At 69.8% G+C, this 25,207-nt stretch carries 29 protein-coding genes and 1 pseudogene; 12 read left to right on the forward strand and 18 right to left on the reverse strand.

The genetic code is table 11. From position 1 onward, the window contains the following. Window positions 1-88: 88 nt before the first annotated feature. The 3 genes from ABS735_RS25030 to ABS735_RS25040 form a co-directional block, all read right to left on the reverse strand. A complete protein-coding gene (locus ABS735_RS25030) occupies window positions 89-538 on the reverse strand; it encodes an HNH endonuclease (protein ID WP_373900316.1) in 450 nt (149 codons plus the stop codon). A gap of 125 nt (window positions 539-663) precedes the next feature. Next, window positions 664-903: a hypothetical protein gene (locus ABS735_RS25035; protein WP_373900315.1), complete on the reverse strand. Its 240-nt coding sequence runs from the start codon at window positions 901-903 to the stop codon at window positions 664-666. Window positions 904-942: 39 nt separating this feature from the next. After that, on the reverse strand, window positions 943-1,704 hold the full coding sequence (locus ABS735_RS25040) for a hypothetical protein (RefSeq protein ID WP_373900314.1): 762 nt from the start codon (window positions 1,702-1,704) through the stop codon (window positions 943-945). 304 nt (window positions 1,705-2,008) lie between these two features. On the opposite strand from ABS735_RS25040, the gene ABS735_RS25045 reads away from it, so the two are divergent. Next, window positions 2,009-2,437 (forward strand): hypothetical protein, encoded by a 429-nt coding sequence (locus ABS735_RS25045; RefSeq protein WP_373900313.1) that lies wholly within the window; start codon window positions 2,009-2,011, stop codon window positions 2,435-2,437. Between the two features lie 54 nt (window positions 2,438-2,491). Continuing rightward, window positions 2,492-2,944 (forward strand): hypothetical protein, encoded by a 453-nt coding sequence (locus tag ABS735_RS25050; protein ID WP_373900312.1) that lies wholly within the window; start codon window positions 2,492-2,494, stop codon window positions 2,942-2,944. A gap of 873 nt (window positions 2,945-3,817) precedes the next feature. Here the strand turns inward: ABS735_RS25050 and ABS735_RS25055 are convergent. Beyond that, window positions 3,818-4,048, reverse strand: a complete 231-nt coding sequence (locus tag ABS735_RS25055) for a hypothetical protein (protein WP_373900311.1) — start codon at window positions 4,046-4,048, stop codon at window positions 3,818-3,820. Between the two features lie 174 nt (window positions 4,049-4,222). Between ABS735_RS25055 and ABS735_RS25060 the strand changes: the two genes are divergently transcribed. The 3 genes from ABS735_RS25060 to ABS735_RS25070 all read left to right on the forward strand — a co-directional run bounded on the left by ABS735_RS25060 (window position 4,223) and on the right by ABS735_RS25070 (window position 5,778). Beyond that, a complete protein-coding gene (locus ABS735_RS25060) occupies window positions 4,223-4,570 on the forward strand; it encodes a hypothetical protein (protein ID WP_373900310.1) in 348 nt (115 codons plus the stop codon). A gap of 575 nt (window positions 4,571-5,145) precedes the next feature. Then, window positions 5,146-5,346, forward strand: a complete 201-nt coding sequence (locus tag ABS735_RS25065; RefSeq protein WP_373900309.1) for a hypothetical protein — start codon at window positions 5,146-5,148, stop codon at window positions 5,344-5,346. 108 nt (window positions 5,347-5,454) lie between these two features. Beyond that, on the forward strand, window positions 5,455-5,778 hold the full coding sequence (locus ABS735_RS25070; protein ID WP_373900308.1) for a PadR family transcriptional regulator: 324 nt from the start codon (window positions 5,455-5,457) through the stop codon (window positions 5,776-5,778). Between the two features lie 1,289 nt (window positions 5,779-7,067). Here the strand turns inward: ABS735_RS25070 and ABS735_RS25075 are convergent. Then, window positions 7,068-7,385 (reverse strand): hypothetical protein, encoded by a 318-nt coding sequence (locus ABS735_RS25075; protein WP_373900307.1) that lies wholly within the window; start codon window positions 7,383-7,385, stop codon window positions 7,068-7,070. 4 nt (window positions 7,386-7,389) lie between these two features. After that, window positions 7,390-7,611: a helix-turn-helix transcriptional regulator gene (locus ABS735_RS25080; protein ID WP_373900306.1), complete on the reverse strand. Its 222-nt coding sequence runs from the start codon at window positions 7,609-7,611 to the stop codon at window positions 7,390-7,392. 982 nt (window positions 7,612-8,593) lie between these two features. On the opposite strand from ABS735_RS25080, the pseudogene ABS735_RS25085 reads away from it, so the two are divergent. Continuing rightward, window positions 8,594-9,031: pseudogene (locus ABS735_RS25085) on the forward strand (hypothetical protein); the annotation flags it as partial. Between the two features lie 13 nt (window positions 9,032-9,044). On the opposite strand, the gene ABS735_RS25090 reads toward ABS735_RS25085, so the two are convergent. After that, window positions 9,045-9,800 (reverse strand): SDR family NAD(P)-dependent oxidoreductase, encoded by a 756-nt coding sequence (locus ABS735_RS25090; protein WP_373900305.1) that lies wholly within the window; start codon window positions 9,798-9,800, stop codon window positions 9,045-9,047. Window positions 9,801-9,952: 152 nt separating this feature from the next. Here ABS735_RS25090 and ABS735_RS25095 point away from each other — a divergent pair, with 152 nt between their 5' ends. Then, window positions 9,953-10,426 (forward strand): MarR family winged helix-turn-helix transcriptional regulator, encoded by a 474-nt coding sequence (locus ABS735_RS25095; protein ID WP_373900304.1) that lies wholly within the window; start codon window positions 9,953-9,955, stop codon window positions 10,424-10,426. 70 nt (window positions 10,427-10,496) lie between these two features. On the opposite strand, the gene ABS735_RS25100 is transcribed toward ABS735_RS25095, so the two are convergent. Further along, window positions 10,497-11,246, reverse strand: a complete 750-nt coding sequence (locus tag ABS735_RS25100; RefSeq protein ID WP_373900303.1) for a lytic polysaccharide monooxygenase — start codon at window positions 11,244-11,246, stop codon at window positions 10,497-10,499. A gap of 216 nt (window positions 11,247-11,462) precedes the next feature. On the opposite strand from ABS735_RS25100, the gene ABS735_RS25105 reads away from it, so the two are divergent. Then, complete coding sequence (locus ABS735_RS25105; RefSeq protein WP_373900302.1) at window positions 11,463-13,070, forward strand: amidase family protein; 1,608 nt, start codon at window positions 11,463-11,465, stop codon at window positions 13,068-13,070. A 330-nt stretch (window positions 13,071-13,400) separates the two neighbouring features. Here ABS735_RS25105 and ABS735_RS25110 read toward each other — a convergent pair whose 3' ends face one another. From ABS735_RS25110 to ABS735_RS25135, 6 genes are all read right to left on the reverse strand, one after another. Continuing rightward, a complete protein-coding gene (locus ABS735_RS25110; RefSeq protein WP_373900301.1) occupies window positions 13,401-13,808 on the reverse strand; it encodes a DUF6278 family protein in 408 nt (135 codons plus the stop codon). A 127-nt stretch (window positions 13,809-13,935) separates the two neighbouring features. Next, the gene (locus tag ABS735_RS25115; protein WP_373900300.1) at window positions 13,936-14,715 is read right to left on the reverse strand and encodes an exodeoxyribonuclease III; all 780 of its coding nucleotides are present in this window, start codon (window positions 14,713-14,715) and stop codon (window positions 13,936-13,938) included. A gap of 54 nt (window positions 14,716-14,769) precedes the next feature. Continuing rightward, window positions 14,770-15,405, reverse strand: coding sequence for an MBL fold metallo-hydrolase (locus tag ABS735_RS25120; protein ID WP_373900299.1), 636 nt, complete (start codon window positions 15,403-15,405; stop codon window positions 14,770-14,772). Window positions 15,406-15,448: 43 nt separating this feature from the next. Next, window positions 15,449-16,804 (reverse strand): bifunctional 3-oxoadipate enol-lactonase/4-carboxymuconolactone decarboxylase PcaDC, encoded by a 1,356-nt coding sequence (pcaDC, locus tag ABS735_RS25125; protein ID WP_373900298.1) that lies wholly within the window; start codon window positions 16,802-16,804, stop codon window positions 15,449-15,451. Window positions 16,805-16,836: 32 nt separating this feature from the next. Beyond that, a complete protein-coding gene (locus ABS735_RS25130; protein WP_373900297.1) occupies window positions 16,837-17,127 on the reverse strand; it encodes a transposase in 291 nt (96 codons plus the stop codon). Window positions 17,128-17,634: 507 nt separating this feature from the next. Then, complete coding sequence (locus tag ABS735_RS25135; protein WP_373901249.1) at window positions 17,635-18,300, reverse strand: CBS domain-containing protein; 666 nt, start codon at window positions 18,298-18,300, stop codon at window positions 17,635-17,637. A 582-nt stretch (window positions 18,301-18,882) separates the two neighbouring features. Here ABS735_RS25135 and ABS735_RS25140 point away from each other — a divergent pair. Together ABS735_RS25140 and ABS735_RS25145 are read left to right on the forward strand one after the other, a co-directional pair. After that, a complete protein-coding gene (locus ABS735_RS25140; RefSeq protein ID WP_373900296.1) occupies window positions 18,883-19,335 on the forward strand; it encodes a Crp/Fnr family transcriptional regulator in 453 nt (150 codons plus the stop codon). A 153-nt stretch (window positions 19,336-19,488) separates the two neighbouring features. Next, entirely contained in the window at window positions 19,489-20,154 is a 666-nt protein-coding gene (locus tag ABS735_RS25145) for a CBS domain-containing protein (protein ID WP_373900295.1), read from the forward strand. 102 nt (window positions 20,155-20,256) lie between these two features. On the opposite strand, the gene ABS735_RS25150 is transcribed toward ABS735_RS25145, so the two are convergent. Both ABS735_RS25150 and ABS735_RS25155 read right to left on the reverse strand, forming a co-directional pair. Next, a complete protein-coding gene (locus tag ABS735_RS25150) occupies window positions 20,257-20,742 on the reverse strand; it encodes a pyridoxamine 5'-phosphate oxidase family protein (RefSeq protein WP_373900294.1) in 486 nt (161 codons plus the stop codon). A 155-nt stretch (window positions 20,743-20,897) separates the two neighbouring features. After that, window positions 20,898-21,968 carry an alcohol dehydrogenase catalytic domain-containing protein gene (locus ABS735_RS25155; protein WP_373900293.1) on the reverse strand — a complete coding sequence of 357 codons (1,071 nt, stop codon included), beginning with the start codon at window positions 21,966-21,968 and terminating at the stop codon, window positions 20,898-20,900. Between the two features lie 343 nt (window positions 21,969-22,311). Between ABS735_RS25155 and ABS735_RS25160 the strand changes: the two genes are divergently transcribed. Both ABS735_RS25160 and ABS735_RS25165 read left to right on the forward strand, forming a co-directional pair. Next, on the forward strand, window positions 22,312-22,893 hold the full coding sequence (locus ABS735_RS25160; protein WP_373900292.1) for an Rv1733c family protein: 582 nt from the start codon (window positions 22,312-22,314) through the stop codon (window positions 22,891-22,893). 166 nt (window positions 22,894-23,059) lie between these two features. Then, window positions 23,060-23,848 carry an alpha/beta hydrolase gene (locus tag ABS735_RS25165; protein WP_373900291.1) on the forward strand — a complete coding sequence of 263 codons (789 nt, stop codon included), beginning with the start codon at window positions 23,060-23,062 and terminating at the stop codon, window positions 23,846-23,848. 96 nt (window positions 23,849-23,944) lie between these two features. On the opposite strand, the gene ABS735_RS25170 is transcribed toward ABS735_RS25165, so the two are convergent. Together ABS735_RS25170 and ABS735_RS25175 are read right to left on the reverse strand one after the other, a co-directional pair. Next, window positions 23,945-24,451, reverse strand: a complete 507-nt coding sequence (locus ABS735_RS25170; protein WP_373900290.1) for a flavodoxin domain-containing protein — start codon at window positions 24,449-24,451, stop codon at window positions 23,945-23,947. A gap of 16 nt (window positions 24,452-24,467) precedes the next feature. Continuing rightward, window positions 24,468-25,199 (reverse strand): CBS domain-containing protein, encoded by a 732-nt coding sequence (locus ABS735_RS25175; protein WP_373900289.1) that lies wholly within the window; start codon window positions 25,197-25,199, stop codon window positions 24,468-24,470. Window positions 25,200-25,207 lie beyond the last annotated feature (8 nt).

Here is a 25,207-nt window from a genome sequence, read left to right on the forward strand (position 1 = left end):
TGTGCGCAGGTCAAGCCTCTGTCGTGAGCGTGAGTTCAAGGTGGGACTCTTGGAATACGTCCGACCGGTCAAGTGTCTGGTGCGGTGATCACAGGGTCGTGGCGTCCACGGTGTAGGTGGGGCGGTGGCGCCGAGCTGCGCGCAGCTGGTTGTTGCGGGCGCTGTTGCAGCGCCGGTGTGCGAGGCGGCAGTTGGCACGGTCCAGTGGATCACCGCCCAGCCACAGTGGGTGGACGTGGTCGACAGTGCGGGCCATGGGGTGGGTGGTGCCGGGCAGGGACTGGTCCACGTGCCGGTGGCAGATCCAGCACTCGGTCTCTTCGGCATACACCTGCGCCTGGAGGCGTAGCCATGGCCGGCCGCTGCGGGCCTGCTTCGTACGGCGCGCGATCTCCTGCGGGCTGAGATCGGGTATGGGTTCCGGGTCAGTGGATGGGCGCTGCCGGTGGCGCAGGATGCGGCTGCCCAGCTGCCACCAGGTGGATGCGTAGCGGCCCTTGCCCGGTACCTCGTACTCGGCGCGGTGGCGTCGCAGCATGGCCCCTCCGTACATGGCGCAGCCTGGCGCTGAGGGTTGCTGTGGTGGTGGCAGATGGGGCGTTGATACTTTGCCACCGTCTCACGGAATGAGTGCGCGCTGATCGCCTGTCAAGTACTGGTTGGTCAGGCCTCTTGGCATACGGGCCTGGTGGGCTCGGGCTGGCGTAGGGCAGTGGCGATGTCGGCGAGGTCCCACAGGGCGAGGGCCTGGCCCCGGCTGGGGTTGGGCATGGAGCTTGCCGGGGTGAGGGCGCGGCGGCGTGCCCAGGAGCGGAACTGAGCGGGCGTCTTGCCGAGGCTGTAGGCGGCCTGGGCGGTGGTGACGAGGGGTCGGCCGTCACGGCCGGTGCGTGTGGTGCTCACGGCTCCAGTGTGCCCAGGCGCCTGCGGGTTGGCTGAGGATCAGCCGGCCCACACGGTGTAGACGGCGCGGGTGGCTTCGTCGAGGGCGGGTATGCCGGTCCACTGCTCGCGGTAACTCATGCCCTTGGGCAGGGTCTGCGGGATGTTGTCGGACATGCCGCTGTCGCCTCCCACGATCTTGCCCTGGGCGTTGTAGAGGATGACCTGCTGGGTGACGCCCGAGGACACGGGGTCGGTGGTGTTGTTGGTGACCTTGGCCGACAGGTCGTAGGAGTGCGGGGTGTCGGTGTACGTCTCGTCTTCGCTCGCGGTGAGCTTGACCTCGCTGGTCTTGAGCAGCGGCGCCTGGATGGAGCCGGCGCGGCCGAAGGCGTTCTCCGCTTGGGATACTTCGATCTTGTCCGGGGTACCGGTCAGTTCGGATCCGATGCTGCCGCCGATGGCGCCGAAGTAGTCGAAGGTCATACCGGCCGGGATGTTGGGCAGGGTCTCCTGTGCGGAGCCGACGATGGTGCCGGTCTTGTCGAGCGCCCGTACGTCGATGGCGACGGAGGTGACCTTCTTGCTGGAGTTCTTGACCTGGGCGACGTACAGGACCTGGGGCTCATCCCCGTAGGTGGTGTCGTGGCTCCAGGCCAGGCTCACGGCGGGGGCGGCGTCCGCGGGCTCCACGGTGGCGGTCTGATCCGGCTGCGCGGCGGTCGTGCCGGAGGGCGCCGGGCCGTCGTGATCACTGCTGCACGCGGTGAGCGTGGCGGCGAGGACGGCGACGGTGGCGAGTGCGGCTCTGGCGGTGTTCACGGTTCCCCCCAAGGGTGGTGCTGACAACAGGCCATTGTGGAGGAGTCGTGAATCTGGCAACCATACGGGGTCTATTTCGTGGCGTAGTTGTGACGGGTTGTGTGGGTAACGTGCCTGAACTGCCCACCTGCGGTGCTGATCTGTAGAACACTGCCGAGGTGATTGATCCGATCAGCGTGGCCGGGCCGTCTGCGGCCAAGGCACTCACCTCCGTCCTGACAAAGCGGCTCCAACCCAAGCCGGGGTGCGCCTCGGTAGTCGTGATGAGCGACGGCAGGTGTACGCGCGTTTCCAGGCCTCAGTCATGGACGCGAACGGCGTAATCCAGGCCGTGCTGCTGGAGCAGCGGCTGTACACGTACTGGATAGGCCGGCGCCGACTCGCGCTGACGATCCGCCCCCTGGCGGCGCAGCGGGCCGCGCGGAAGGCATTGCACAGGCTTGCCCAGGCCGAAAGCGAAATTCTGAACGCGTACTTGGACCTGCGGCTCGTGGCCAACCCGGCGCCGCTACAGGCAGCCGACGCCGTGCTGGACCGGTTCCTCCAGCTGCTTGAGTGCTCGCCTGGGACGCGACATGACGAGCTGCTGGAGGTCGCGACTGGAGTCATGGAGGCACAGCGGCAGTTCACGGACGTATGCCGTGATGATCTTTGGTACCTGCCGAAGCGTTGGCAGGTCTACCGGCTGGACTGGTGGCGGGGACGTCGTTGGCGGCGGCACCGGGCCGACTGATCTGCTCGCTCGGTACGCAGCGGGGTTGTCAGTGGGCGCGGTTATGGTGCGGCCATGGACTGGGGAGACGCGCCGGGGTGGGCCGCATTCGTAGTGGCGTTGGCTGCGGTAGAGATCAGCCGCAGAGCCCGCAAGGACGGGAAGCGCAGCGCCGACGCTGCGGTCCGGTCAGCAACTGCCGCGGAGCAAACGCTTGCTGATCAGCGTCGCGACGCGGCCGAGCGGCGGGCTGCCGAGGCGGAAGCCGCCCGGCCGCGGGTGAGGTTGCGCATAGAGCACATGTCGAAGCACAGCTACCGACTGCGCAACTGGGGTGGCGCCGCGGCCACGAACATCTCGAACGTGGAGCCGTGTGGGGCGGTTGACGAGTGGCCGGACTCGCTCTCCCTGCAACCCGGCGAGGCCCACCGGTTCATGATCAGCGGCGACTACGACAACTTGGAGCCGACTGAAATCTGTGTGACGTGGGACGGCCAGGAAGATCCTGTCGTCCTGCCGGTTCCCTGACACGCGCAGCGAGCCCCGCCACCGGATGGTGGCGGGGCTCTTCTCTGTTGGCGGGGTGACAGGGGCCGCTCTCCAGGCTCGTGGCAGCCACGCCGGCGCGGGGCCCGTGGGCCGGCCCGGCTTCCCGTCCCTGCGCGTCACCCCTGTGTGGGAGTCGTTGGCGAAGGCCCGGAGTTCTACCCCTGCCAGGAGCACGGCTTCGCGCGGGCCTCCAGGGACCGCCCGGTGTACTGGCCGGACGGTGCTCCGTCGTACGCAGCAGGATACGCCGCTTGGATTTGATCAGCCGAGATGGCCATTTGGTGCCAATGATGCAAACCACTGGGCAGTAATCGAGCGCTTTCTGACATTGGGCCAGGTGTTCGGCGCCACGCCCTTAGCGTCGTCTCTGGCGGGCCTTCGGCACGTCATCCCCTTCCGCGCCATCAGGAAGGAGGTGAGTGAGACATGCCCGGAGAAGAGGAGCCGTCAGGATGGATGTTCCTGTTCCTCATCCTGGAGTTGTTGCAGCTCTACGCTGCGCTCTCCAGCGCAGGTACCCAGTAACCCGACGGCAGCCCCGTCAAGGGGTCGTGGACGGTTAACAGACCGACTGCGGCCCCTTCTCTCCTGTCACCTTCCTACGGGCCGCCGCGGGGCACTGACCCAACGCCGACCCACCTAATGCACATCCATGTGCATTGGGCGTGTGACACGACATTAGCGCCAACCAATTTGGCGCGCAGCCCCTTCGTCAATTTGATCCGCGATTCCAATTGACAGGCAACATCCAAATGCTGGCTCCGCGAGGCGCGGCGGACAGTCAGTCACGCCGGACGGCTTGCACACCGTCGGTGCCGCACCAGCAGCCCCCGACCACGTCAGGGGCCGGGCCTATCCATAGTAGGTGTCGGTGTACTCGGGGCCGCCGGGTTCGTCCTCGCAGCCCTGGTCCCGGTCGGGGCTGCCACCGTGACTGATGACGAACATGTAGCCCTGGGGCAGGGTGCAGCCTTTGTCGGTCCAGGAGCCGGCCATGGCCGTCCATGCGATGAGCAGCACGAGGATCGCGACGATCTTTTGGTTGCGAGTGGGGCGCCAGGGTCTGGAGACGGTGTCGGACATGGGCCGCAGTGTGGCGCAGAGTGGACCTTGCGTGGAGTCCTTGTGACGGTGTTGTGACGTGAATGCGTGGGCTGAGTTCCGTGCAGGTGAGCGTCCTTGTGCGGTTCGCGGTCTAGCCTGGCCTCACTCTGCCCCCGATCGGGTTCGGGGGCGTGGCTGATTGGGGGGGACGCGATGCAGAGGCGCCTGGAGGCCGGTTGGTGCCAGAAGATCGCATGGTCGGTACTGGTGGTCGCGTCGCTGTCGATCCTGGTGTGGGTGCCGTTCCTGTATGTCGGTATCAAGCGGGGCCGGCGTGCCGACTGGGTCACGTTCGCGGTGTTCGCCGTGTATACGGTGGTGGTGCTTCCGTGGGCGGGTGTCAGGGGTGACGGTCCCGGTGATCCTGTGCTGGGTGCGTTTGCGATCATCGCGATGGCTGCCGCCGTGTGCATGCTGCTGTTCACGGTGTTCGACAAGCCGGGTACGAAGTTCGATGCCGTGTACACGGCGCAGCCGGAGGGTCGCCAGTTCTTGCAGTAGCGCAAGAAGTGACGGCGCCGGGAACCCGAGATGGTTTCCGGCGCCGTCGCGCGGTGGTTGGTGTCGGGTGGTCCCCGCCTCGCCAGGGGACGGGACGGGAGACGGGGAGCGGGTTCCCAGCTCCACGGGGGGCGTGTGAGCTGAGGCGAGGACCGTACCGCTGTGGGGTGGCTGAGTCGTTCCTCCGCCGGGGTGAAGCTCTGGCCATGCGTTCGCTTTCGGGTGAGGTTCTGGCCAGTCGTTCGCGCATATGCAGAACGGACGTGCGCCCTGCCTCTGCCGCAACCTCTCCCCATGGCCGGCTCGTTAGGCGGCCATGCTTCCGGAATTCGATATCACCGGTCGAGAGCGTATCTCCTCAGGTGCAGGCGGCGCCTACAAATCCCCGTCACCCATGACCCGTGGGGCGGCTCCTACGAGATCGTCAGCGACCCCGGCGCGGCCCCGGAGAAGACCGGCTCCGGTACGTACCAGATGTCGGGCGGGCTGGAGACCGCAGCATGGCAGAGAGGTCTGACAACGCGTGCTGACGCGGGTGTTTGCAGATCGGCGCGGGCACAGGCAGCCTGCGGGCCATGCGCTACTACGTGATTAGCGGCCCGCACCAGGGCGACACCGGGACGATGGCCGACGGCGTCGGAGAGATCCACATCCCGCACCCGAGCATGCGCGGCGTGCACTGCCGGTACAAGGTCAACAGCACCGACGCGATGATCGAGCAGCCGGGCTTCGAGCCGGGCGTGCAGCTGCACTACGCCGGGGACTGCGCGGAGTGACAGAGCGACCCGGGGTGCTGGTGGCGTCCTGGGCCCCCTCTATGGGCGAGATCGCAGACGTAACTGTCGTACTCGACACTCGTACTCGACACATGGTTCACTGATGGCATGTCAACTGTGAGGCTCACGAAGCCGACTATCGCCGTGCTGGAGGTGCTCTTGACCTCGACGGAAGACTCACCCGCCTGGGGGCTGAGCATCTGCCGCGACGCCGACCTCGGCTCCGGCACCGTCTATCCGATCCTCGATCGACTCGTCCAGCGTGGCTGGGTAACGAGCTGGAACGAGGAAGAGGCCCATCCGGGACGTCCGCCGCGGCGCTACTACGAGCTGAGCGGCAAGGGACGTGAAGAAGTTCGCAGCGCCCTGGAAGCCCGCCGCGCCCGCCTCGGACATGCCCGTCGCCCTGGCTTCGCAGGGGGCGCCGCATGAGTACTGAGGCAGCACAACGCGCGCATCAAAGGAGCACCTTTGGGCTGTCACTGCGGACCTTGTCCCGAATCACCGCCCGCCTCCAGCAAGCTGCATTGATCGGTCTGCTGCTCGGGTCCGTCGGCGTGCTACTGACCGATCCGAAGGTCATGGCAGGCATGCAACCGCCCTCAAAGTACAACCCGTTGCCGTTCTACCGGGACATGTTGGCCCAAGCGCCGCTGATGGCGGTACCAACCCTCGTGTCCGGGGTGAGCTTCGGAACGCTGATCTTCCTCCGCGTGGATGCCTGGGTACGGGCTTCGGCTGAGGCCCGGGCCCCCGTAGGTCATCGTCGCGGGTCCTGCACCTAGCGGTCGTCCTGGCCGGTAGACGACGGGCGCACGTGAACAACGAGTGGAAAGACCACCTCACGGCGCTGCCACCGTCGCGGGGTCTGCGCACGCGCCACGTATTCGGCTGCCTGCTCTCTGCAGTCCGGTATCGGCTTAACGACCTGTCCCAGGCAGTGTGGAGGCCCGTGGACTGGGTCCTCACCACCCACCAGCGCACCGACGTGACGATCGCTCTGTGTGTGGGCAGTCTGGCCGTCTACGTCGTTTGGCGTGACGGTGCACACGTACTGCTCACAGAAGGCTGGGCGTGGCTGGGTGGCTGCGGTGCCTTCCTCGCAGCTATTGCATTCGGGCTCCGGCGAATGCGTGGCATCGAACCCGTGCCGCGTGGCACGAAGACAGCGGGGCCGAACTCCTGAATCTCCCTGCTGCGGCGGTCCGCCAGGTACGCCCAACCCTTGCGAGGGTTGGGCGTCGGCGCGTTGCCATGTGCCGGAGCACCGTCGAACAGATCAAGAAGTCGAGCGCAAACGATCGCTAATTGACGCTTTCGCAATTCCGGGGTTCTCGCAGCTCCCATCACTTTAGGTTAATTCACGACGGCTATGGGCGTCGTCTACCTTCCGCACGACCAAGGAAGGGGGGTGATGTCTTGCCCGGAGGTGAAGAGCCGCCGGACTGGGGTTTCCTGTGCCTAGTAGTCGCCATACTCCAGCTCATTGTCGAGCTGGCCAGCGCAGGCCACCCCTGATCCGGCGGCAGTCCGTCACGGCCGGGGCCGACTACAGTCGGCTCCGGCCTCTCCCGTCGATCACCGCAAGTTCACTTGCGTGACCGACAGCACCCCGGAACGTTCCCAGGTGATATCACCCTAGTACTACGCGCTATTTCCGGTAGCGGAAATCCACGAATCTTCCGTAAGTTGCGCGGACTCGCAGGGTTCACCGTTGGCTTTCAGTGGCCTCCGTTCCTGTCGTCTGATCCGTGAGGGTCCGGCCGGAACGCCTGGGCGATCTGCGCGTACCGGGCTGCCAGCTCGAGGTCGCCTGAGCGGTGGAGGGTGATGTCGTAGCGCACGAGGCACATCCGCGCCCAGGCGAGGCAGTAGTCCCGGACCTCTGCGTCGGTCATGTCATGGAGCTGGAGGCCGGCCATCCCGGGGTGGTGGAGCTCCGGCATCGGCGCGCTGAGGAACTGGCTCTCTGGCGCGGCGGCGGGCTCGGGGGTGGGACCCGGTTCGGGTTGACGGTTCCAGGGGCGGTCTTTGGCCATGGGGTCATCTCTCCTCGGTCTTGCGGTAGGCGCGGCGGCCCTCGAGAGCCTGAGCGACGGTGGCGCCGGTCCAGCGGTGGGCGCGGCTGGTGGTGTCGTCGAGGGCGGGCCACCGGTCCTTGTGGCGGTCGGCGCGGATGGTGGCGGCGGTGATGCCGGTCAGCTGCTCGATGTCTTTGGCTGTGTACAGGCGGTCGGGTTCGAGGGTGGCCGGGGGGGCGGTCAATGTGCTCGCGGATGGCGTGGTCGACGGCGGCCGGGTCGAACAGGAGCTGTTTGCCGCGCTTGCCGGTGGGGGCGGGCCAGGCGGGGTGGCGTGCCCAGGCGTTGCGGACGCGGGCGAGGCTGCGTCCGTGGCGGCGGCGATCTGCTCGTACGTCTCGCCGGGTGGGCTGTCTACCATGGGTGGTGTCCGTCCCTTGTGGATGGTCGTGACCGGCAGGGGTATTGCGCCGGGCGCAGCGCGCCCGTGGGTTTCGGCCCCGGCCTCTGCCGGTCTTCGGTCTTGCGGGTAGGCCCCCGGCTGGCTGCCGGGGGCCTTGTGTGATCACTCGTCCTGGGAGTCGATCAGCTCGGCGGCCACGTGGTGGAGTGCGTCCGCGCCGGTCACGAGGTTGATCCGGATCTCCAGGCTCACCAGGTGTTCGTGGTGTTCCATCCACCTGCTGTAGAGGTGTGCTGCGGAGAGCCAGTGAAGGCACCCCCTGGACGGCCACCCTGCGTCAAGAACAGACACCGGCACCGTCAAACGCCCCACGGAGATGACCGTGAGGACCGGCCCCTGGTGCGGAGCCAGACTGTACCGTGGTCTGTTCCTCGTGGGTGAGGGAGCCGATGTCGGCTCGCATTTGTCGACGAGTTCGTCGATCTGTTGAGTCTCCCGGCTCAGCAGCTCCAGGTTCGCCGCGCTCGAGGCGCCCGCTGGAAGCACGCTGCCGTAGGCGCTCTCCACCAACGCGGCGAGCTGCTCCGCCTTCCCGACGCCCAATTGGCGCAGCTCGGCCGATCGGCGGCTGGGGAGCCGAGCGCCTGGCAACGGGAGCGCACTGGTTTGTCCGCTCGTTCTCTGACCTGGGATGCGTACCAAGCAGCTGCTGCCGTTCTTCGTGGCTCGTCCGTTGTCGCTATGCAGGCCCCCGCCGAACCGAGAGCCTGCATACGTGCAGGTCAAATGTCTGTCATGAAGGTGAGTTCAAGGTGGGACTCACGGAACGTGTCCGAATCGGCGCATGGTCGCCCACATGGCGGCCATGCTGCCCGGGGTGCGGATCAACGTGGACCCGGAGCCCGGCCCGGACCGGGGCGCCTTCCAGATCGGCAGCGAGCGCTACCGCCTGGAGGCGGGCGTCACGGAGTACGTGCTGCTGGCCCGCCTCACCGCCGGCGACCGGCGCGAGGCCCGGCCCGCCTTCCTGTTCTGCGGCCAGCGCGCGATCACCAACCAGGCCGCCACCCGCTACCTCGCCCGGCACCACGAGAAACTGGCCCGCAAGCACGGCAACAACTCCTTCGTGCTGCTGCTCAAGGTGGTCAACTCCCAGGCGTACGGCCCGGACGTCGTCGAACTGGTCGGCGACGTCACCCGGGCGGCCACCAGCCCCCTGCCCACCCCGGCCCCGACCTCCCGCAACTCCCACCGGGCCTGAGGGGGGTGGTGTTTCAGCGGAGCTTCACGGCCCCGCCGTCGGCCATCACGGTCTGCCCTGTCATGTACTGCGCGTCGTCGCTCGCCAGGAAGGCGACGATCGGGGCGACGTCGCGGTCGGGGTCGCCGAAGCGGCCCAGCGGCACCGAGGCGGCGGACTGCGCGTACTGCTCGGGGCGGGCCTCGGCCCACTGGGCCACGCCGGCAGTCAGGGCCATCGGGCAGACCACGTTGACCCGGATGTTGTGCGGGGCCCACTCGTTGGCGGCCACCCGGCTCAGGCCACGGATCGCCTCCTTGGCCGCGGCGTAGGACGCCTGGTTCGGCTGCCCGTTCAGGCCGGCGCCGGAGCCGAAGTTGACGACGGAGGCGTTGCCGGTCTTCTTGAGTTCGGGCAGTGCGGCGAGCATGAAGTTGCGGGTCGCGTACAGACCGGTGTTCATCGCGAGGTCCCAGTCGTCGTCCGTCTGCTCGTCGAACGGCTTCTGCCGCGACACGCTCGCGTTGTTCACCAGCACGTCCAGGGACCCGAAACGGTCGACGGCGGTGGCCACGGCCGTGTCGGCGACCTTCCGGTCGGAGACGTCGCCCCGGAGGAAGACCACGGCGTCACCGAGTTCGGCGGCGATGCGCTGCCCGGCCTCCTCCTGCAGGTCGACGACGACGACCCGGGCGCCGCGCTCGACGAAGGTCCTGGTGATGGCGCCACCGATGCCGGAGGCTCCCCCGGTGACGATGGCGGTCCTGCCCTGCAGGGTCCGTGGGGTCATGGTGCTGTCCGTTTCATTGTCCGGTTTCTCGACTATGATGTGCATGTTACATACACATTGCAGGAGAGGTCGCCATCCGGGGCGGCCGGGCCCGGCCGGGCCCGGCCGTGGACACTGGTGGAGCGGACACGGAGGAAGGGAGCACGGAACACATGACCGAGCCGAGCGGGCAGGATCGCCGCCTGAACGACCTGGAACGGGAACTGACCCTGCTGTCGAGGCACTTCATCGCCTCGCGCGGCCCACGCATCGGTCAGAGCCTCGACCGCTCGGCCTACGTTCTGCTCACCCGCCTGGAAACGGGCGATCCCCTCACGCTCAAGGAACTGGCCCACACCTTCCAGGCCGACGTGTCCACCATCAACCGGCAGATGAGCACCATGCTCCGGCACGGCCTGGTCGAGCGCATCGACGCCGCCACCAAGGGCGGCGCCCGCACCTTCCGGCCCACCCCGCTGGGCCTGGAACGGCTGGAGGCCGACCGGGCCATCAGCCGGGCGGGGGCCGCGCGGCTGATCGAGGCGGCGGGGTGGGACGACGAACGCACCCAGCAGTTCCTCACGCTGATGATCGAGTTCAACCACGGCATCGAGGAGCTCGAGGGACTCGCCTGGGGCCGGTCCTGACCTGTCGATGGCCGGCGTACGCCCCTCGCGTGGCGCACGCCGGCCGGTTGTGCTCGGGTGGTGCGACGGTTCAGCAGGCGCCGAGGTCCTCCCAGACGCCCCATTCGCCGGTCGTGCCGGGCTCCTCGCCCGTCACCCACCACTTGGCACGCCAGGTGTGGCCGGCATGGGAGACGGTCTCTCCGCCGTTGTAGACGCTCCCGGCACTCCAGGCTCCCGCGACGCAGTCGCCCGGCTGATCGCCGCCGCCGTCGTCGCCACCGCCGCCGTCCCCGCCGTCGTCGCCCCCACCACCGTCGCCCCCACCACCGATGTTGACGTCGATGCAGGCGTAGAAGGCGTTGGCGGTGTCCGCGATGTTCCAGACCGCGAGCACCTTCTGCCGCCCGGTGAACCCGTTGAAGTCCAGCTGGTGGCTGACCGAGGCGGGAGGCAGGGCGCCGTGGCCGTCGAACTGGGCGATCTTCCGGTCGCCGATGAAGTACTGCCAGTTGCTGGTGGCGTGCCGTGCCTCGATGGTCCAGGTGAAGGTGTGGGTGGTGCCGATCGGCGTGACCCGCCAGCCCTTGGCGTCGTCGTCCAGGTCGGCCCACCGGGCGTCCCCGCCACTGCAGTTGCGCAGCCCCTTCGGACCCTCGACGCTCGCCGGTTCCCACTTGATCTGACCGCATTGCACCACGCGGTTGGCGCACTGGTCCTGTCGGCTGCCCGGCGAGACCACCCAGCCGTGGGCGCTCGCCGTGGGTGCCGGCAGGCTCAGGGCCACCACAGGGGCGACCAGCGCTCCCACGGCGGCTGCTACTCGTCTTTTCATGCGCATGACATCACGTTTCCCTTCGGTCCACGTCGAACCAGCCTGCCCCGGCGTACGTACGACGTTGCCGATGAGGCAACACCGCAACGCAGGTCTAGACCTGCGCGTGCAGGTCTAGACCTTAGCGAAGGAGCAGGGGCCGTCAAGGGGGTGGGAGATGCCCAACTGCGCTACGACGACGGCCCCTTGTGCGCCCCGGCCCGGTGTAGTGGGCTGTCCGGCATGAAGAAGAGAAGCATGGCGGCCCTGACCGCGATCCTGGTCGTGGTCCCCCTCGTGGCGGCGGCACCCGGTCAACGGGTTCAAGCCGCCGAACCCGAGCCCGGCGACTCGGCGCGATCCGCCGAGTCGACGCTCGTCCGCGGAGTGAACCTCGACACGGTGACCATCCCCGAACTGCAGGCGCGCATGGACAGCGGGTCCTTGTCCTCGCTCCGGCTGACCCTTGCCTATCTACGGCGGATCAAGGCCGTCGACCCGAGGATCAACGCGGTGCTGCGCACGAGCCCGACGGCCCTGCGCCAGGCGGCCGCCAGCGACCTCAGGCATCGCCTCGGCAAGTCCCGCGGCCCGCTGGACGGCATCCCCGTCCTGCTCAAGGACAATGTGAACACCCGCGACATGCCGACGACCGCAGGATCCCTGGCACTGGCCGGGAGCCCACCGGCCACCGACGCCGACCTGGTGAAGAAGCTGCGGGCGGCCGGCGCGGTGATCCTCGGCAAGGCCAACCTGTCCGAGTGGGCCAACTTCCGCGCGGCGAGGCCGACATCGGGGTGGTCGGCGGTGGGCGGTCAGACCAACAACCCGTACGTCCTGGACCGCAACCCCTGCGGATCGTCCTCCGGTTCGGCCGCGGCGCTCGCCGCGTCGCTGGCGCAGGTGGCGATCGGGACCGAGACGGACGGTTCCGTCGTCTGCCCCGCCGGTATGAACGGGGTGGTCGGCCTCAAGCCCAGCCTCGGACTGGTCAGCCAGTCGGGCGTCGTACCGATCTCCGCCGAACAGGACACGGCCGGTCCCATGGCGCGCAACGTGGTCGACACCGCGCTCACCCTTTCCGTGCTCAGCGGCCGTGACGCCGTGCGCGGCGACGACGCGCCGAGCCTCACGGACGCGGCCGGCCGCCCCGGCACGCTGCGCGGCAAGAGGATCGGCCTGTGGCGGCTGCCGTCACTCGGCGCCGAGGTGGACGCCCTCATGACCCGTACGGCCGACCGGCTGAGCGCGGCGGGGGCGGAGGTCGTCGAGGTGAGCATGCCGTACCAGGAGCGGCTGGCCGAACTCGAGTTCCCGGCGTTGCTGAGCGAGTTCCACCGGGACATCGACGCCTACCTCGCCACCCGTGGCGGGCCGCGGGACCTGGCCGAGCTGATCGAGTTCAACCGCACGCACCCGCAGGAGCAGACCTGTTTCGCCGGTCAGGAGCTGTTCGAGCAGGCGCTGGCCGCACCGCCCACCACCGATCCGGAGTACCGGGCGATGCGCGCGGAGTTGACCGACCTGTCCAGGCGGTCCATTGACGAGGTCATGGCCGCGCACGACCTGGACGCCATCGCCTCTCCGGCGAACCCGCCCGCGTGGACCACCGACTGCGCGCGGGGCGACAACGACGTGATCCCGTCCTCCACCCCCGCCGCCGTGGCCGGGTATCCCTCACTGTCCGTGCCCGCCGGGTTCGTCGGTGAACTGCCGGTCGGGCTGCTCCTCATGGCCGGGGACCGGCAGGACGCCGAACTGCTGTCCCTGGGTGCGTCGGTGGAGCACCGGCTGGGTGCCTGGCGGGCGCCCAGGTACCTGCCCTCGGCACCGTCCGGCAGCTCCCACTGAGCCGACCGGCGAGCGGTACGTCGTCGAGCGGCGCCTCGACGCGGTCGCTCGCCGGTGTGCAGCTGACCTTCTCCTCGCCCGCGGACACCGCATCGTGGTGTCCGCCGCGCCGCGCGAGCAGTGATCTCCGGCTGCACCCTGCGTAGGCCCCCCGTGTGTTCGTGTCCGCTCCGACCACCGCAACGTATCGAGGCAAACGTCACGCATGATGCCGACACGCACCTTTCGGGCATTACCCCTATTTAAGGCGGGCGGCTTCACGGCGGACGGCTTCGAGGCGGACGGCCGCGGGGGCGGGGACGCCGCCCGCTTTTCGGCTCACGCGCCGGCTCATGCTTCGGCGACTTCGCCGTACAGCTGCGAGAGTTCGGGAACGCCGTCCTCCGCCCACGCGTGCCCGTTCGCCACCACGTCGAACTCCCGGCCCGAGGCGAGCCGGACGACCGGCTGTCCGTCGGACCGGATGGCCCAGACGGCGCCGGGCACGGTGCGCACGATCACGGTGCCGAGGTAGAGGCCGGCGTCGTTGCCGAGCCAGGTCAGGATCTCCTCGTCGCTGCGCCAGCGCGGCAGCACCTGGTCCAGCTGCTCCAGGGAGAGCGCGGAGTCGTCGAGGCGGACCCCCTCCCGCAGCGCCTGCGAACGCAGCAGATCGCAGTCGGCGAGCAGTTCGCCGATGCCCTCCGCGTCGTGCACCCGGGGATCTTCGCGCCGCTTGCCCAGGAAGGGGAAGTTCATACCTCCAGACTGTCATTCGTACCGCCATGTGCACCACAGGGCACGCGGGCGGTACGCGTGCGGTGGGTGTGCGGTGCAGGTGCCTGTGCGGTGTGTGCGGTGTGTGCGGTGTGTGCGGTGTGTGCGGTTACAGGTCCAGGTCGACCACGACCGGCGCGTGGTCCGAGGCTCCCTTGCCCTTGCGCTCCTCGCGGTCGACGTAGGAGTCGGTGACCGCCTTGGCGAAGGGCTCGTTCCCGTACACCAGGTCGATGCGCATGCCGCGGTTCTTGGGGAAGCAGAGCTGGCGGTAGTCCCAGTACGTGTAGGGGTGGTCGTACTTCAGCGGGCGCGGGACCACGTCGGACAGGCCGGCGCCGCGCAGGGAGGCGAGGGCGGCGCGCTCGGCGGGGGTGACGTGGGTGGCGCCCTCGAAGGCCGCGCGGTCGTAGACGTCGTCGTCCGTCGGCGCGACGTTGTAGTCACCCATCACGGCGAAGGGGCGGCTGCCGGAGGCGTCGCTCTCGACGGCGGCGCGCAGCGCCTCGAACCACTGGAGCTTGTAGGTGTAGTGCGCGTGCTCCACCTCGCGGCCGTTGGGCACGTACACCGACCAGACGCGGGCCGGCCCGCAGGTGGCGGAGATGGCGCGCGGCTCCTGGACGCCCTCGTAGCCCGGGTCGCCGGGCAGGCCCTTGACCACGTCCTCGAGGCCCACGCGGGAGAGCACCGCCACCCCGTTCCACCGGCCGGTGGCGTGGACCGCCGCCTCGTAGCCCGCCTCGCGCAGCTCGTCGAAGGGGAACTGCGCCTCGGCGACCTTGGCCTCCTGGAGGCACAGCACGTCGGTGCCGCTGCTCTCCAGCCAGGCGAGCAGCCTCGGCAGGCGGGCGGTGATCGAGTTCACGTTCCAGGTCGCGATGCGCATGTCCCACAACCTACCGGGCGGGACTGACAGCGCGGTCCCGCCCGGGGCGGGGCCTCAGAGCCGCGCCGAGTCGCCGGGCGTCAGCCGCAGGTGCTCGGTGCCGCCCAGCTCGCCGATCTGGCGGTCGTAGATCGGGCGGGCGAGGTCGGTGAGGAGCGCGTCGTGAATGTCGTAGGCGCGCTGCGGCCTGACCTCGCGGACGTACTCGATCACCTCGGCGATCTTGTTCCAGGGCGCCATGACCGGCAGCATCAGCGTCTCGACCGGGTGGTCGGGGACGGTGAGGGCGTCGCCGGGGTGGAAGACCTTGCCGCCGTCCACGAGGAAGCCGACGTTGGTGATGCGCGGGATGTCCGGATGGATCACCGCGTGCAGCTCCCCGTGGACCTGCACGTCGAAGCCGGCGGCGGTGAAGGTGTCGCCGTGGCCGACGGTGTGGACGCGGCCCGGGAACGCCGCCGAGATCTTCTCCGCGACCGAGTTCAGCGTCCAGATCGCCGCGGCCGGATTGTCCTCCATCGCGGCGCGCAGCCGCAGCTCGTCGAAGTGGTCCGGGTGCTCGTGGGTGACGAGGATCGCGTCCGCGCCGAGGGCGGCGTCCTCCTCGGTGAACCCGCCGGGGTCCAGGACGAGCGTCTGCCCGTCCTTTTCGAGGCGGACACAGGCGTGCGACTTCTTGGTGAGCTTCATGACCCCATCCTGCCGCCGCGCGCCCGCTCCCCGCCCGCAGGGCTCACTCCGGTGGTGTCGTCTCCTCGCGGATGACCTGCTGGGCCACCCGGAAGGCGCCGTTCGCGGCCGGTACGCCGCAGTAGACGGCCGCCTGGAGCAGTACTTCCTTGATCTCGCCCGGGGTGAGGCCGTTGCGCAGGGCGGCCCGGAGGTGGGGCGCCAGCTCCTCCAGGTGGCCGCCGGCGACGAGGGCGGTGAGGGTGACACAGCTGCGCGAGCGCCGGTCCAGCCCGGGCCGGTCCCAGATCTCCCCCCACGCGTACCGGGTGAGGAACTCCTGGAAATCCCCGGAGAACTCGTCCGCCTGTGCGAGCGCCTGGTCGACGTGCCCGTCGCCGAGGACTTCGCGGCGCACCTTGAGGCCGGCGTCGTACGGGTCGGGCCTCCCCTGCGCCTGCGGCACGACGGGGGCCGGGGCGATCTCGGCGATGGGCGCGGCCTGCGGCGGCGGAGCCGGCACCGGCTGGAGGGGCGCGGCGGAGGGTCCCGGGACCGGGCCGACCGGGACCGGGTGTGCGGTGGGGTGGACCGGGGCCGGGACGGGGATCTGACCGGTGGAGGTGGCGTCGTGGACGGCCTGCCAGGCGGTGGTGAAGTGCCGCACCAGCAGGTCGGTGACGGCCGCGGGCTGCTCGACCGGGACCAGGTGGGAGGCGCCCGGGACGACGGCGAGGCGGGCGTCGGGGATGCCGGCGACCAGGGTGCGGGCCTCGGCGGGACCGGTGACCTGGTCGTCGGAGCCGACGAGGACCAGGGTCGGGACGCCGACCCGGCCGAGTTCGCCGCGCACGTCGAACGCGGCGAGGGCCTCACAGGCGGAGATGTAGCAGCCCGGGTCGGTGGTCCGCACCATCTGCACCGCCCACTCGGTGATCGCGGGCTGCGCGGCCGCGTACCCGCCGGTGAACCAGCGCTCGGGAGAACTGCGGGCGATGGGGTCGAGCCCGTTGGTGCGCACGATCACACCGCGCTGGCGGAACTCGTCGGCCGTGCCGAACCGGGGCGAGGCGGCGATCAACGCGAGGGAGGCGAGGCGCTCGGGGTGGCGCAGGGCCAGTTCGATCCCGATGGCACCGCCGAACGCGCAGCCCGCGTAGCCGAAGCGCTGCACGCCGAGTCCGTCGAGGGTGGCCAGCAGACGCGTGGTGAGTTCGGCGACGGAGCCCGCCGGGTGGGCCGGGGCACCTCCGTGTCCGGGCAGGTCGAAACGGAAGACCCGCCAGTGCTGGGTCAGTTCGGGCACCTGCCGGTCCCACATGTGCCATGTGGTACCCAGTGAGGGACCGAGGATCAGGACCGGGGCCTCTTCTGGCCCGTCAAAGCGGTATTGCAGGGTGTTCGACGGTGTCTCACTCACGCCCCGCAGCCTCTCACGTCTCACAGACGCCCCTATAACGCGGGGGTGCGGGCAACTGGTCTGACCAGGTCGAAGACCTCGCGGGCTGCGTATCGTTCGAGGCATCGGATGATTTCACGGCGGGTCTTGCCCTCCTGGATGCGGCGTTCGTAGTACGCCTGGGTGCGCGGGTCGTGGCGCAGCCGGGTGAAGACGATGCGGTGCAGGGCGGCGTTCGCCTGGCGGTCGCCGCCGTAGTTGAGCCGGCGCGTGCTCCGGCGCCCAGAGGAGTACTCAAGGGGGCTGACTCCACAAAGGGCAGCAAAGGACGCCTCGCTGTCCATCCGCTCGGGATTGTCCCCATGGTGATCAGGAGAGTGACGGCGCTGTCCGGACCGATGCCCACCGGCACGAGCAGCTGCGGTGCGTGGTGTTCGACGAGCCGGGTCAGGCGTTGGTTCAGCTCAGTGATCTGTCCGGCGAGCTGTTCGTTGCGCTCGGCGAGCATGCGCAACGTGATGTGGGTGGCCCGGGTCACCGCGTCCTCGTCTCCCCCACCGTCGGGTGGGCCGAGGCACGCGCAGTGCGGAACAGCTCGGCGTTGCCGAGGCTCGACATTCCCGCAGGGCGGGGTCGGCGATGACCAGGACGGCCTTGAGCTGGTTGATCGCCTGGGTGCGGGCCTTGACCGCGGAGTCCTTGGCGAGCTTGTAGATCCGGGCGCTGTGCACCGGACCGTCGCCGAACTTCGCCCGGACCCGGGCGCGACCGCTGAGCACGGCTCGCGCGGCGACCCGCGTCTAGCGGGTCCGACTTGCCGAGCAGCCGGCGGGCCGTGCGGTCGGGCCGGTTCACTCGAGCGCTGGCCGATGACGGGGCCCTGCCAGCTCACAACGAACGTCGACCACGCCCTCGACCGAGCGCACCAGCCGTTCGGCCAGAGGGACGACCGACGTGTCGCGCACTCGGCCGGCGAGTGTGACCACCCCCTCGTGAACCTCGACTCGAACCGGTCCGATCTCAGTCGGGAAGCGGCCGCCGATGATTTCGTGCCGGATTTCCTCAGCGATCTCCTGGTCGGGCCGAAGGAAGACCCTGAGCAGATCGCCACGGCTCACGATCCCCCGCAGCACGCCGTCGGCGTCGACGACGGGCAGGCGTTTGATCCCACGCCGCGCCATGACGCGGGCAGCCCCGGCCAGGGGCTCGTGGGGGCCCATCGTGACGGCGGGGGACGTCATCAGGTCCGCCGCCGTCACCCCTCGCGCCTTGTCGTGGGCCGGGACGGGACCGGTCCTCGGGTGCACATCCTGGTCACTGTCGCGGAACTCCTCCTTGCGCAACAGATCCGCCTCGGAGACGACGCCGACCACACGGTTCCCCGCGTCGATGACGGGGAGCGCGCTGATCCGCTGCGTTCGTATGGTCCGCACGATGTCCTTGAACCTCGCCCCTGCGGCCGGCGCCACGACGGAGCGGGTCATGACATCGCTCACCGTGTATTCGCAGCCGTACATCGCTTCCTCCCGCACGTATGGGCGGTGTTCTCCACATGTCCAGAATCGGCCTGCCCAGCCCGCGGCGTCTTGGGCCGAACGGGGCCATACCAGGCGGCCACCCGCTCTGCCGTCCTGCGGTCCGTGAGCAGCCTTCACGGTCGGGGCCAGACGGCACTCCCCGCTCCCCCGCCGAGCGAACAGCTGGACGATCGCGCCGACTGCGCGGGTCGCCACAACCGCACGACGGCAGTCGCGCAGAGCCGGGATCCACGAGAAGGGGTTCTCTCCGTCCCGCCCTTCTTGCTCTTCGCCACCTGACACTCACGGTGCACGAGCACTGTGCGGTCCCGTCTCCATGGTCGCGGGCCACGCGCTGGGGGCCGAACGACCCTGCGATGGGGCCCGGGCGACCCGTGTCACAGCACCCGCCTGCCGTACAGGCTGAAAGCAGGAGCCTTCGAGGAAGACCGGGACAACACCATCGGCAGCCTCGCCGGTCTCGAGCCGGACGGGGTGCTCGACGTGACGCGCGCCGTCAGGTCGAGTGCCTGGTCACACGTCACCGAACTACGAGCCACACGACGCGAAAGGGATCGGACGATGACCAACAGCATGACCACGGCCCTGTCCGTCGGCCACCGGGACCGGCTGATGGGCATAGCCCGCGAAGTCTCTTTCGAGGCGGGCACGAGACTGTTCGAAGAGGGTCGGCCGGCCGACCGGTTCTGGGTCATCCGCAGCGGCACCGTCACACTCGACTCGCGGGTTCCCGGCCGCCGGGCCGCCGCCATCGAGTCGGTGAGTCACGGGGAACTCCTCGGCTGGTCCTGGCACTTTCCGCCGTACCAGTGGCAGTTGGGCGCCGAGGCGCTGAGCCCGGTGAGGGCCTGGGAGTTCGACGCGGAGGCCGTACGGGTCATGTGCGCTCGCGATCCGGAGTTCGGTCGTGCCGTCGCCGTCTGGGTCGGCTCCGTGGTCGCCCACCGCTTGCAGGCGGCTCGGATTCGCCTGCTCGATCTGTACGCGCCCTACGGCAGCGGGCACCGGGTGTGACTACACCGCCCTGCACCGTCAGCCGGGGCGTCTCGGCGCTCGGAGACGCCGGGTGCCCGCCGCCTCGGCCATTCCGGAGCTGCTGCAGCATCCGGGACCGAAGGCTTCACCGAAACCGTCGTCGGCACACACGGCGCATCGAGGAGGAACCTCATGTCACATGGTCCGCATCTCGTGAGCGATGTCATGACGCACACCGTCGTGGCCGTGGGCCGCGGCGCCGCGTTCAAAGAGATCGTCGAGCTCATGCAGCAGTGGAAGATCAGTGCCCTGCCCGTGCTGGAGGGCGAGGGGCGTGTCGTCGGTGTCGTTTCGGAGGCAGATCTGCTGCCCAAAGAAGAATTCCGCGACAGCGACCCCGACCGCTTCACGCAGTTGAGGCGGCTGCCCGACCTGGCCAAAGCTGGCGCACTGATCGCGGGCGAGCTGATGAGTACACCGGCCGTCACCGTCCACGCCGACGCCACACTGGCGGAAGCCGCCCGGATCATGGCACAGCGGCAGCTCAAGCGGCTGCCCGTCACCACCGCCGAGGGACTCCTCGAAGGCGTGATCAGCCGCGCCGATCTCCTGAAGGTCTTCCTGCGGTCCGACGAGGAACTCGCCGACGAGATTCGCCGGGAGATCGTCTCCCCCCTCTTCGTCGCCTCCGCGCAGCCTGTCCAGGTCCGCGTTTCCGGCGGCAGGGTGACGCTCAGCGGCCGTCTGCGGGACACCTCGTTGGTGCCCGTGGCCGCCCGGCTGGTCCGCGCGGTCGAGGGGGTAGTCGATGTGGAGTTCGATCCGCCGAACGGCGACGTGGTGCGTCGGGTGGACTGACACGCCTGGCAGGGCGCGACACGTGTGCGCCTTCGGATCAAGTGATCCGAAGGCGCGTCGCGAGTGCTGCCGTCAACCGGAAGCCGCGCTCGGCCCGCAGGGTCAGTGTTCCTTCGTCGACGGTGGTTTCGACGTCCGTGCCGAAGCCGACGGCGGCATGTCCACACCGTAAAGAGTGCGCCCGCCGACCAGTTCCCTGCCGGTGACCAGTTCCGGCTCGATGCGCACGAAGACCTCCACGGGCCAGGGCACCCAGGGCCGTGGCCCGATGCGGACCAGGTGCTCATGTTCGTCAGGGTCGGTCACCACCGAGGCGGGGCCGGTGACGACGACGCTCCAGCCGGAATGCGCCGCGACGTCGACCTCGTCGGCCTCGAAGGCGACCACGGCGCCGTCGATGGCGCGGGCCAGCTCCGAGGAGGCCGACGTGCGCAACAGCACGGCACCGCTCTCCTCCAGGAGGAAGTTGACCGGCAGGACGGCGGGCAGGGCTTCGCGGGTGTGCACGATGCGGCCCACGACCGCCTTGGCCAGCCGACGCAGGCTCTCCTGCCGGTTCAGTTCGCGGAATCCGTCGTTGCGGTACATCAGCCGGTCGTCTTTCCGTGTGTCGTCCGGTGCACGAGCTCCCAGCCTTCACGGGGGAAGCGGCCGGCGGCGAGGGCCGACAGTCCCTGACCTGTCGCGGAACGGCCCTCGTCCCGGTGGGGCCCACCTTTCTGACGTGTCCTGCGGTGCCGCGTTCAGGCTGCGCCGGCCTCGACGACCTCACGCCGTGGTCCGCCCAGAACGACCTTCAGCGCGCCGGTGTCGGCGGCGCTGGCGAAGACGTCGTACGCCTCCTCCATGCGGTCGAGCGGGAAGGTGTGGGTGACCAGCCCGGCGGTGGGGAGCCGGCCGGCGGCCGCCATACGCAGCAGGGTGGGCGTGGAGTGGGTGTCGACCAGGCCCGTGGTGATGGTGATGTTCTTGCTCCAGAGGTCTTCGAGGTGCAGGGTCACGGGCTTGCCGTGGACGCCGACGTTGGCGACGCGTCCTCCGGGCCGCACCGTGCGGGTGCACATCTCGAAGGTCTCGGGCACCCCCACGGCCTCGATGACGACGTCCGCGCCGAGTCCTTCGGTCAGGTCGGCGACCAACTGCTCGGGGTTCTCCTGGGCAGCGGCCACCGCGTCCGCCCCGGCCTTCCGGGCGGCTTCCAACCGGGCGGTGGCCACGTCCACGGCGACGATCCGCTCGGGTGCGAGAAGCCGGGCCGTGGCGATGGCGGCCAGCCCCACCGGGCCGGCGCCGACCACCACGACGGTGTCCCCGGGACGCACCCGGCCGTTGAGCACGCCCACCTCGTAGCCGGTGGGGAAGATGTCCGCCAGCAACACGGCGTCCTGGTCGGTGACGTTCGCGGGCAGAGGATGCAGGGAGAAGTCCGCGTGTGGGACGCGTACGTACTCGGCCTGGGTGCCGTCGATGAGGTGTCCGAGGACCCAGCCGCCACCGCCCCGGCACTGCCCGTACATGGCTTCCCGGCAGTAGCGGCACCGCCCGCAGGCGCTGATGCAGGAGATCAGCACCCGGTCCCCGGGCCGCACCGAGCGGACGTCCCGGCCCGTCTCGACGACCTCCCCGACCGCCTCGTGACCGAGGACCGTCCCCGGCCCGACCTCGGGCACGTCGCCCTTCAGGATGTGCAGGTCCGTCCCGCAGACGGTGACGGCATCGACCCGCACGATCGCGTCCGTGGGATCGCTCAGAACCGGATCGGCGGTCTCTTCCCAGGCGGCCTCTCCGGGGCCGTGGAAGACATATGCCTTCATGTGTGCTCACCCTTTCGCTGTCCGCGGCGGAAGCCGGGAGACTGCGGACGGCGACCCGCAGGTGCGAGCCGGGTTGCCGTCGTCACAGGTGCTCGGCTCTTGCTTCCACCGTGCCCCTCTCCCTTCGGCACGGCTTGGGCCGGACGGCCCCCCGCTTCGCCGGCCGGTCCCGTCCGCTCACCGGTGCTCATCCGGTCACGTGCCCGTACGCGCATGTCTCGGGGATCGCTTCGTGAGCGTGCGAGGCAGGGCCGATCGGCCTCCGGGGGTACCGATCGGCTCAAGACGGCGGCACGGGCCGGCTGCCATGTTCGGAGGAGTGAGGGACGAGGAGGTGGGGCTGATGGGTGTGCACGAAATCCCGCGGAAGCGGCTGTGGCGCTGGCGCAGCAATCCCCTGCGGCGGCACGACGACATCGTCGAAGCCTGGATGGTGCTGGTGATGTGGGTGGTCATCGTGTGCGGAGGAGCCGTCGCCGGACTGGTGACGGCTCAGGCGGCCCAGGACGGCTTCGCCCGGGAGCGCGCGGAACTGAACCCCGTGCGGGCCGTCGTACTCACGAACGCCGTGCAGAGTTCCGCATCGGTCGAGAGTTCGGCCTACCGGACCTCCGCGACCGTTCGCTGGCCGCACTCGGACGGCACCTACCGCACCGGCCGGACGCTGGTGAGCAACCATGTGCAGCCCGGCGCGCACGTCACGGTCTGGCTGGACGCCCGCGACAAGCTCGCCACCCCGCCGACCGGACCGGCCGACGCACTCGTCTCGTCCGTGCTCCTCGGTCTCGGCTCCGCCTCCGTCCTCGCCGGCGCCGCTACCGGTACGGCATCCCTCGCCCGGCGGCGCCTCGACCGACGGCGCATGGCTCAGTGGGACGCGGAGTGGCGGCTCGTCGGTCCGCGGTGGAGCCAGCGAGCGGGCTGAACCGTCGACGGGACGTGCCCCGTCCTCGCGGCTCGCCCGGCAAGGACCGGCCGGCCCTCGTCACGAGGGCCGGTCGCCTCTGTTGCGGACGGCGGTGGCGCGCTGCACTGATACCAGGGCGGCGCACCGCGACAGTGCCGCCGCAGCACGGAGGAGGTGGCGGCTCATGCGCTACCGCACCCACACGGACGGCCCGACCCATCGGCCCGTAGATGTCGAGCGCACGGTGCTTCCCGCACACGGTCGCGACCGCCATGAGGCGGGCCACCGCATCCTGGAGGACGTCCGCGCGACGGCCGCCGTCGGTCCACCGGCCATCGAGCCGGTTCCCCGCCGTCACCCGCCACGGGAGTACGCGGTGACGGTGCCCGCCGGGTCGGTGGAACTGACCGGACGGCTGACCGTACCCGTGGCGGCCCGGGGCATGGTCCTGCTCACGGGAGACCGTTCCTGGCAGGACTCCGCCGCCGCACTGCACCGCGTCGGCCTGGGCACCTTGACACTGAACCTGTGGGAGACGGTACGGCCGGCACACAGGCGCAACGTCTTCGACGTCGTCATGCTGGCCCGTCGTCTGGGTGCGGCCTGTGACTGGCTGCACGAGCGCACCAGCCTTCCCGTGGGCTGCGCGGCCGGCGGCACGTCGGCGGCCGCAGCGCTCGAGGCCGCGGCGGAACACGACGCCCTCCGTGCGGTGGTCTGCGTCAGCGGGCGGCCAGGACTCGCCCGCCCGTCCGCGCTGGCCCGGGTGTCCGTTCCCGTCCTGCTGGTCACCGGCGACCTCGACCAACCGCTGCTCAGCCGTAACCGGCTGGCCGCCGACTGGCTGCGCTGTCCCCACCACGTGGTCGAGATACCGGACGTCGCCGATCCCGCCTCCTCGACCGACGCCCTGCACCACGTCGTGCGGCTGACGACCGACTGGTTCACCGACCATGTGGCCGGGCGCGCCTGAGCGCCCACGCCGTCGGCTCGTACGCGGTCGTGACCGTGCCCCCGGCGCCGGGAGACCGGCCGTCGGGGGCACGACGGGCCGTACCGCCACGGCTGTTCACCGGTGCACCATGCCACCGAGTTCCTTCGCCACACCCGCCGCCCAGTGCTCGATCGCGGCGAAGTCGCGGAAGTCACCGCCCTTGCCGTTGCGAAGGATCAGGCGGGCGACGCGACCTTCCGCGCCTTCGGTGAGGCAACCGCCGAAGGTGACGTGCCCACGGACGTCCAGCCTGGCCATGGCCTTCTTGACACCCGGCACGGGCGGGATGTCCCGCTGCGAGGCCGTCGAGTCGAGTGGTCCGGAGCTGAAGAACCACACCGGCCGGTGCGCCAGTGCTCCGCGGTGCCGCCGTACGAAGCGCCTGGCGTCCTTGTGCCAGCGCCCGGCGTACAGGGCACCGCCGACCACCACGGCCTCGTAGGTGTCCAGGTCCGTCACCGACCGGGCGGGCAGCGCCTCGGCCGTGATCCCCGCTGTCCGCAGCACCTCCGCCACGGTCTCGGCGATCCTTTCCGTCGATCCGTTGGTCGACCCGTGGGTGACCAGCACCCTCTGCTCCATGGTGGTCCGCCTCCTCTCACAGCCGCCGCAGCCAGTCGTCCGCGACGCCGCCCGGCACGCGCGTGTCGTCCCGGAACCGGGAGTCGTCGAAGCGGTGGGTGAGTCTGTCCACGACGTCGACGACTCCGTCGGTCCTGCGGGTCATGGCCACCGCTGCCTCGGTCTCGCTCTTCCGCTCCATCTCGCCTTCCAGCGTGACGACTCCCTCCGTGACGGTGACGTCGACGCTGCCGTCGACCAGCCACAGTCCGCGTTCCAGCACCTCGCGGAGCACTTCCTCGCGGATCTCCGCGTCGGGGCGCAGGAAGGTCCGCAGCAGGTCGTGCCGGGTGACGATGCCGATCAGGCGGTCGTCCTCGTCGAGTACCGGGAGCCGGTTCACCCGGTGTTCGACCATGGTGCGGACGGCCTCCACGACAGTGTCCCCTGCGTGCACGCCGACGGCGGGAGCGGTCATCAGGTAGCCGGCCGTGCACGCCCGGGCCTTGGCCGCCCGCCGGCGGGCGCGGGGTGTCAGCCGTGCGACGCGGAACCGCGGGGGCGGCTCGTAGGCGAGCGGCGTCGCGGCCTGGTGGAGCATCAGGTCCGTCTCGGAGACGACGCCGATGACGTGCTGGTCGTCGTCCACCACGGGCAGTCCGCTGACGCGGTGTTCCGAGAGCAGCCTGGCGACGGTCTTGAAGGGAGTGCCGTGCTCGGCGCGGATCACCTCGGTGGTCATCACGGAGCCGACCTTCTGGTTCCTCATGTCTGTTC

This window comes from Streptomyces sp. MMCC 100, from assembly GCF_041538145.2.
GTDB lineage: Bacteria > Actinomycetota > Actinomycetes > Streptomycetales > Streptomycetaceae > Streptomyces.

What these genes read in the sequence shown, in the direction of transcription:
- ABS735_RS25065 (WP_373900309.1), top strand. Translation starts at nt 5,146, where the DNA reads ATGCGCTACTACGTGATTAGCGGCCCGCACCAGGGCGACACCGGGACG.
- ABS735_RS25105 (WP_373900302.1), top strand. Translation starts at nt 11,463, where the DNA reads ATGAAGAAGAGAAGCATGGCGGCCCTGACCGCGATCCTGGTCGTGGTC.
- ABS735_RS25050 (WP_373900312.1), top strand. Translation starts at nt 2,492, where the DNA reads ATGGACTGGGGAGACGCGCCGGGGTGGGCCGCATTCGTAGTGGCGTTG.
- ABS735_RS25060 (WP_373900310.1), top strand. Translation starts at nt 4,223, where the DNA reads ATGCAGAGGCGCCTGGAGGCCGGTTGGTGCCAGAAGATCGCATGGTCG.
- ABS735_RS25175 (WP_373900289.1), bottom strand. Translation starts at nt 25,199, where the DNA reads ATGAGGAACCAGAAGGTCGGCTCCGTGATGACCACCGAGGTGATCCGC.
- ABS735_RS25160 (WP_373900292.1), top strand. Translation starts at nt 22,312, where the DNA reads ATGGGTGTGCACGAAATCCCGCGGAAGCGGCTGTGGCGCTGGCGCAGC.
- ABS735_RS25120 (WP_373900299.1), bottom strand. Translation starts at nt 15,405, where the DNA reads ATGAAGCTCACCAAGAAGTCGCACGCCTGTGTCCGCCTCGAAAAGGAC.
- ABS735_RS25110 (WP_373900301.1), bottom strand. Translation starts at nt 13,808, where the DNA reads ATGAACTTCCCCTTCCTGGGCAAGCGGCGCGAAGATCCCCGGGTGCAC.
- ABS735_RS25135 (WP_373901249.1), bottom strand. Translation starts at nt 18,300, where the DNA reads ATGTACGGCTGCGAATACACGGTGAGCGATGTCATGACCCGCTCCGTC.
- ABS735_RS25155 (WP_373900293.1), bottom strand. Translation starts at nt 21,968, where the DNA reads ATGAAGGCATATGTCTTCCACGGCCCCGGAGAGGCCGCCTGGGAAGAG.
- ABS735_RS25165 (WP_373900291.1), top strand. Translation starts at nt 23,060, where the DNA reads ATGCGCTACCGCACCCACACGGACGGCCCGACCCATCGGCCCGTAGAT.
- ABS735_RS25130 (WP_373900297.1), bottom strand. Translation starts at nt 17,127, where the DNA reads ATGGACAGCGAGGCGTCCTTTGCTGCCCTTTGTGGAGTCAGCCCCCTT.
- ABS735_RS25145 (WP_373900295.1), top strand. Translation starts at nt 19,489, where the DNA reads ATGTCACATGGTCCGCATCTCGTGAGCGATGTCATGACGCACACCGTC.
- ABS735_RS25150 (WP_373900294.1), bottom strand. Translation starts at nt 20,742, where the DNA reads ATGTACCGCAACGACGGATTCCGCGAACTGAACCGGCAGGAGAGCCTG.
- ABS735_RS25140 (WP_373900296.1), top strand. Translation starts at nt 18,883, where the DNA reads ATGACCAACAGCATGACCACGGCCCTGTCCGTCGGCCACCGGGACCGG.
- ABS735_RS25095 (WP_373900304.1), top strand. Translation starts at nt 9,953, where the DNA reads ATGACCGAGCCGAGCGGGCAGGATCGCCGCCTGAACGACCTGGAACGG.
- ABS735_RS25055 (WP_373900311.1), bottom strand. Translation starts at nt 4,048, where the DNA reads ATGTCCGACACCGTCTCCAGACCCTGGCGCCCCACTCGCAACCAAAAG.
- ABS735_RS25045 (WP_373900313.1), top strand. Translation starts at nt 2,009, where the DNA reads ATGGACGCGAACGGCGTAATCCAGGCCGTGCTGCTGGAGCAGCGGCTG.
- ABS735_RS25090 (WP_373900305.1), bottom strand. Translation starts at nt 9,800, where the DNA reads ATGACCCCACGGACCCTGCAGGGCAGGACCGCCATCGTCACCGGGGGA.
- ABS735_RS25070 (WP_373900308.1), top strand. Translation starts at nt 5,455, where the DNA reads ATGTCAACTGTGAGGCTCACGAAGCCGACTATCGCCGTGCTGGAGGTG.
- ABS735_RS25075 (WP_373900307.1), bottom strand. Translation starts at nt 7,385, where the DNA reads ATGGCCAAAGACCGCCCCTGGAACCGTCAACCCGAACCGGGTCCCACC.
- ABS735_RS25115 (WP_373900300.1), bottom strand. Translation starts at nt 14,715, where the DNA reads ATGCGCATCGCGACCTGGAACGTGAACTCGATCACCGCCCGCCTGCCG.
- ABS735_RS25030 (WP_373900316.1), bottom strand. Translation starts at nt 538, where the DNA reads ATGCTGCGACGCCACCGCGCCGAGTACGAGGTACCGGGCAAGGGCCGC.
- ABS735_RS25100 (WP_373900303.1), bottom strand. Translation starts at nt 11,246, where the DNA reads ATGCGCATGAAAAGACGAGTAGCAGCCGCCGTGGGAGCGCTGGTCGCC.
- ABS735_RS25170 (WP_373900290.1), bottom strand. Translation starts at nt 24,451, where the DNA reads ATGGAGCAGAGGGTGCTGGTCACCCACGGGTCGACCAACGGATCGACG.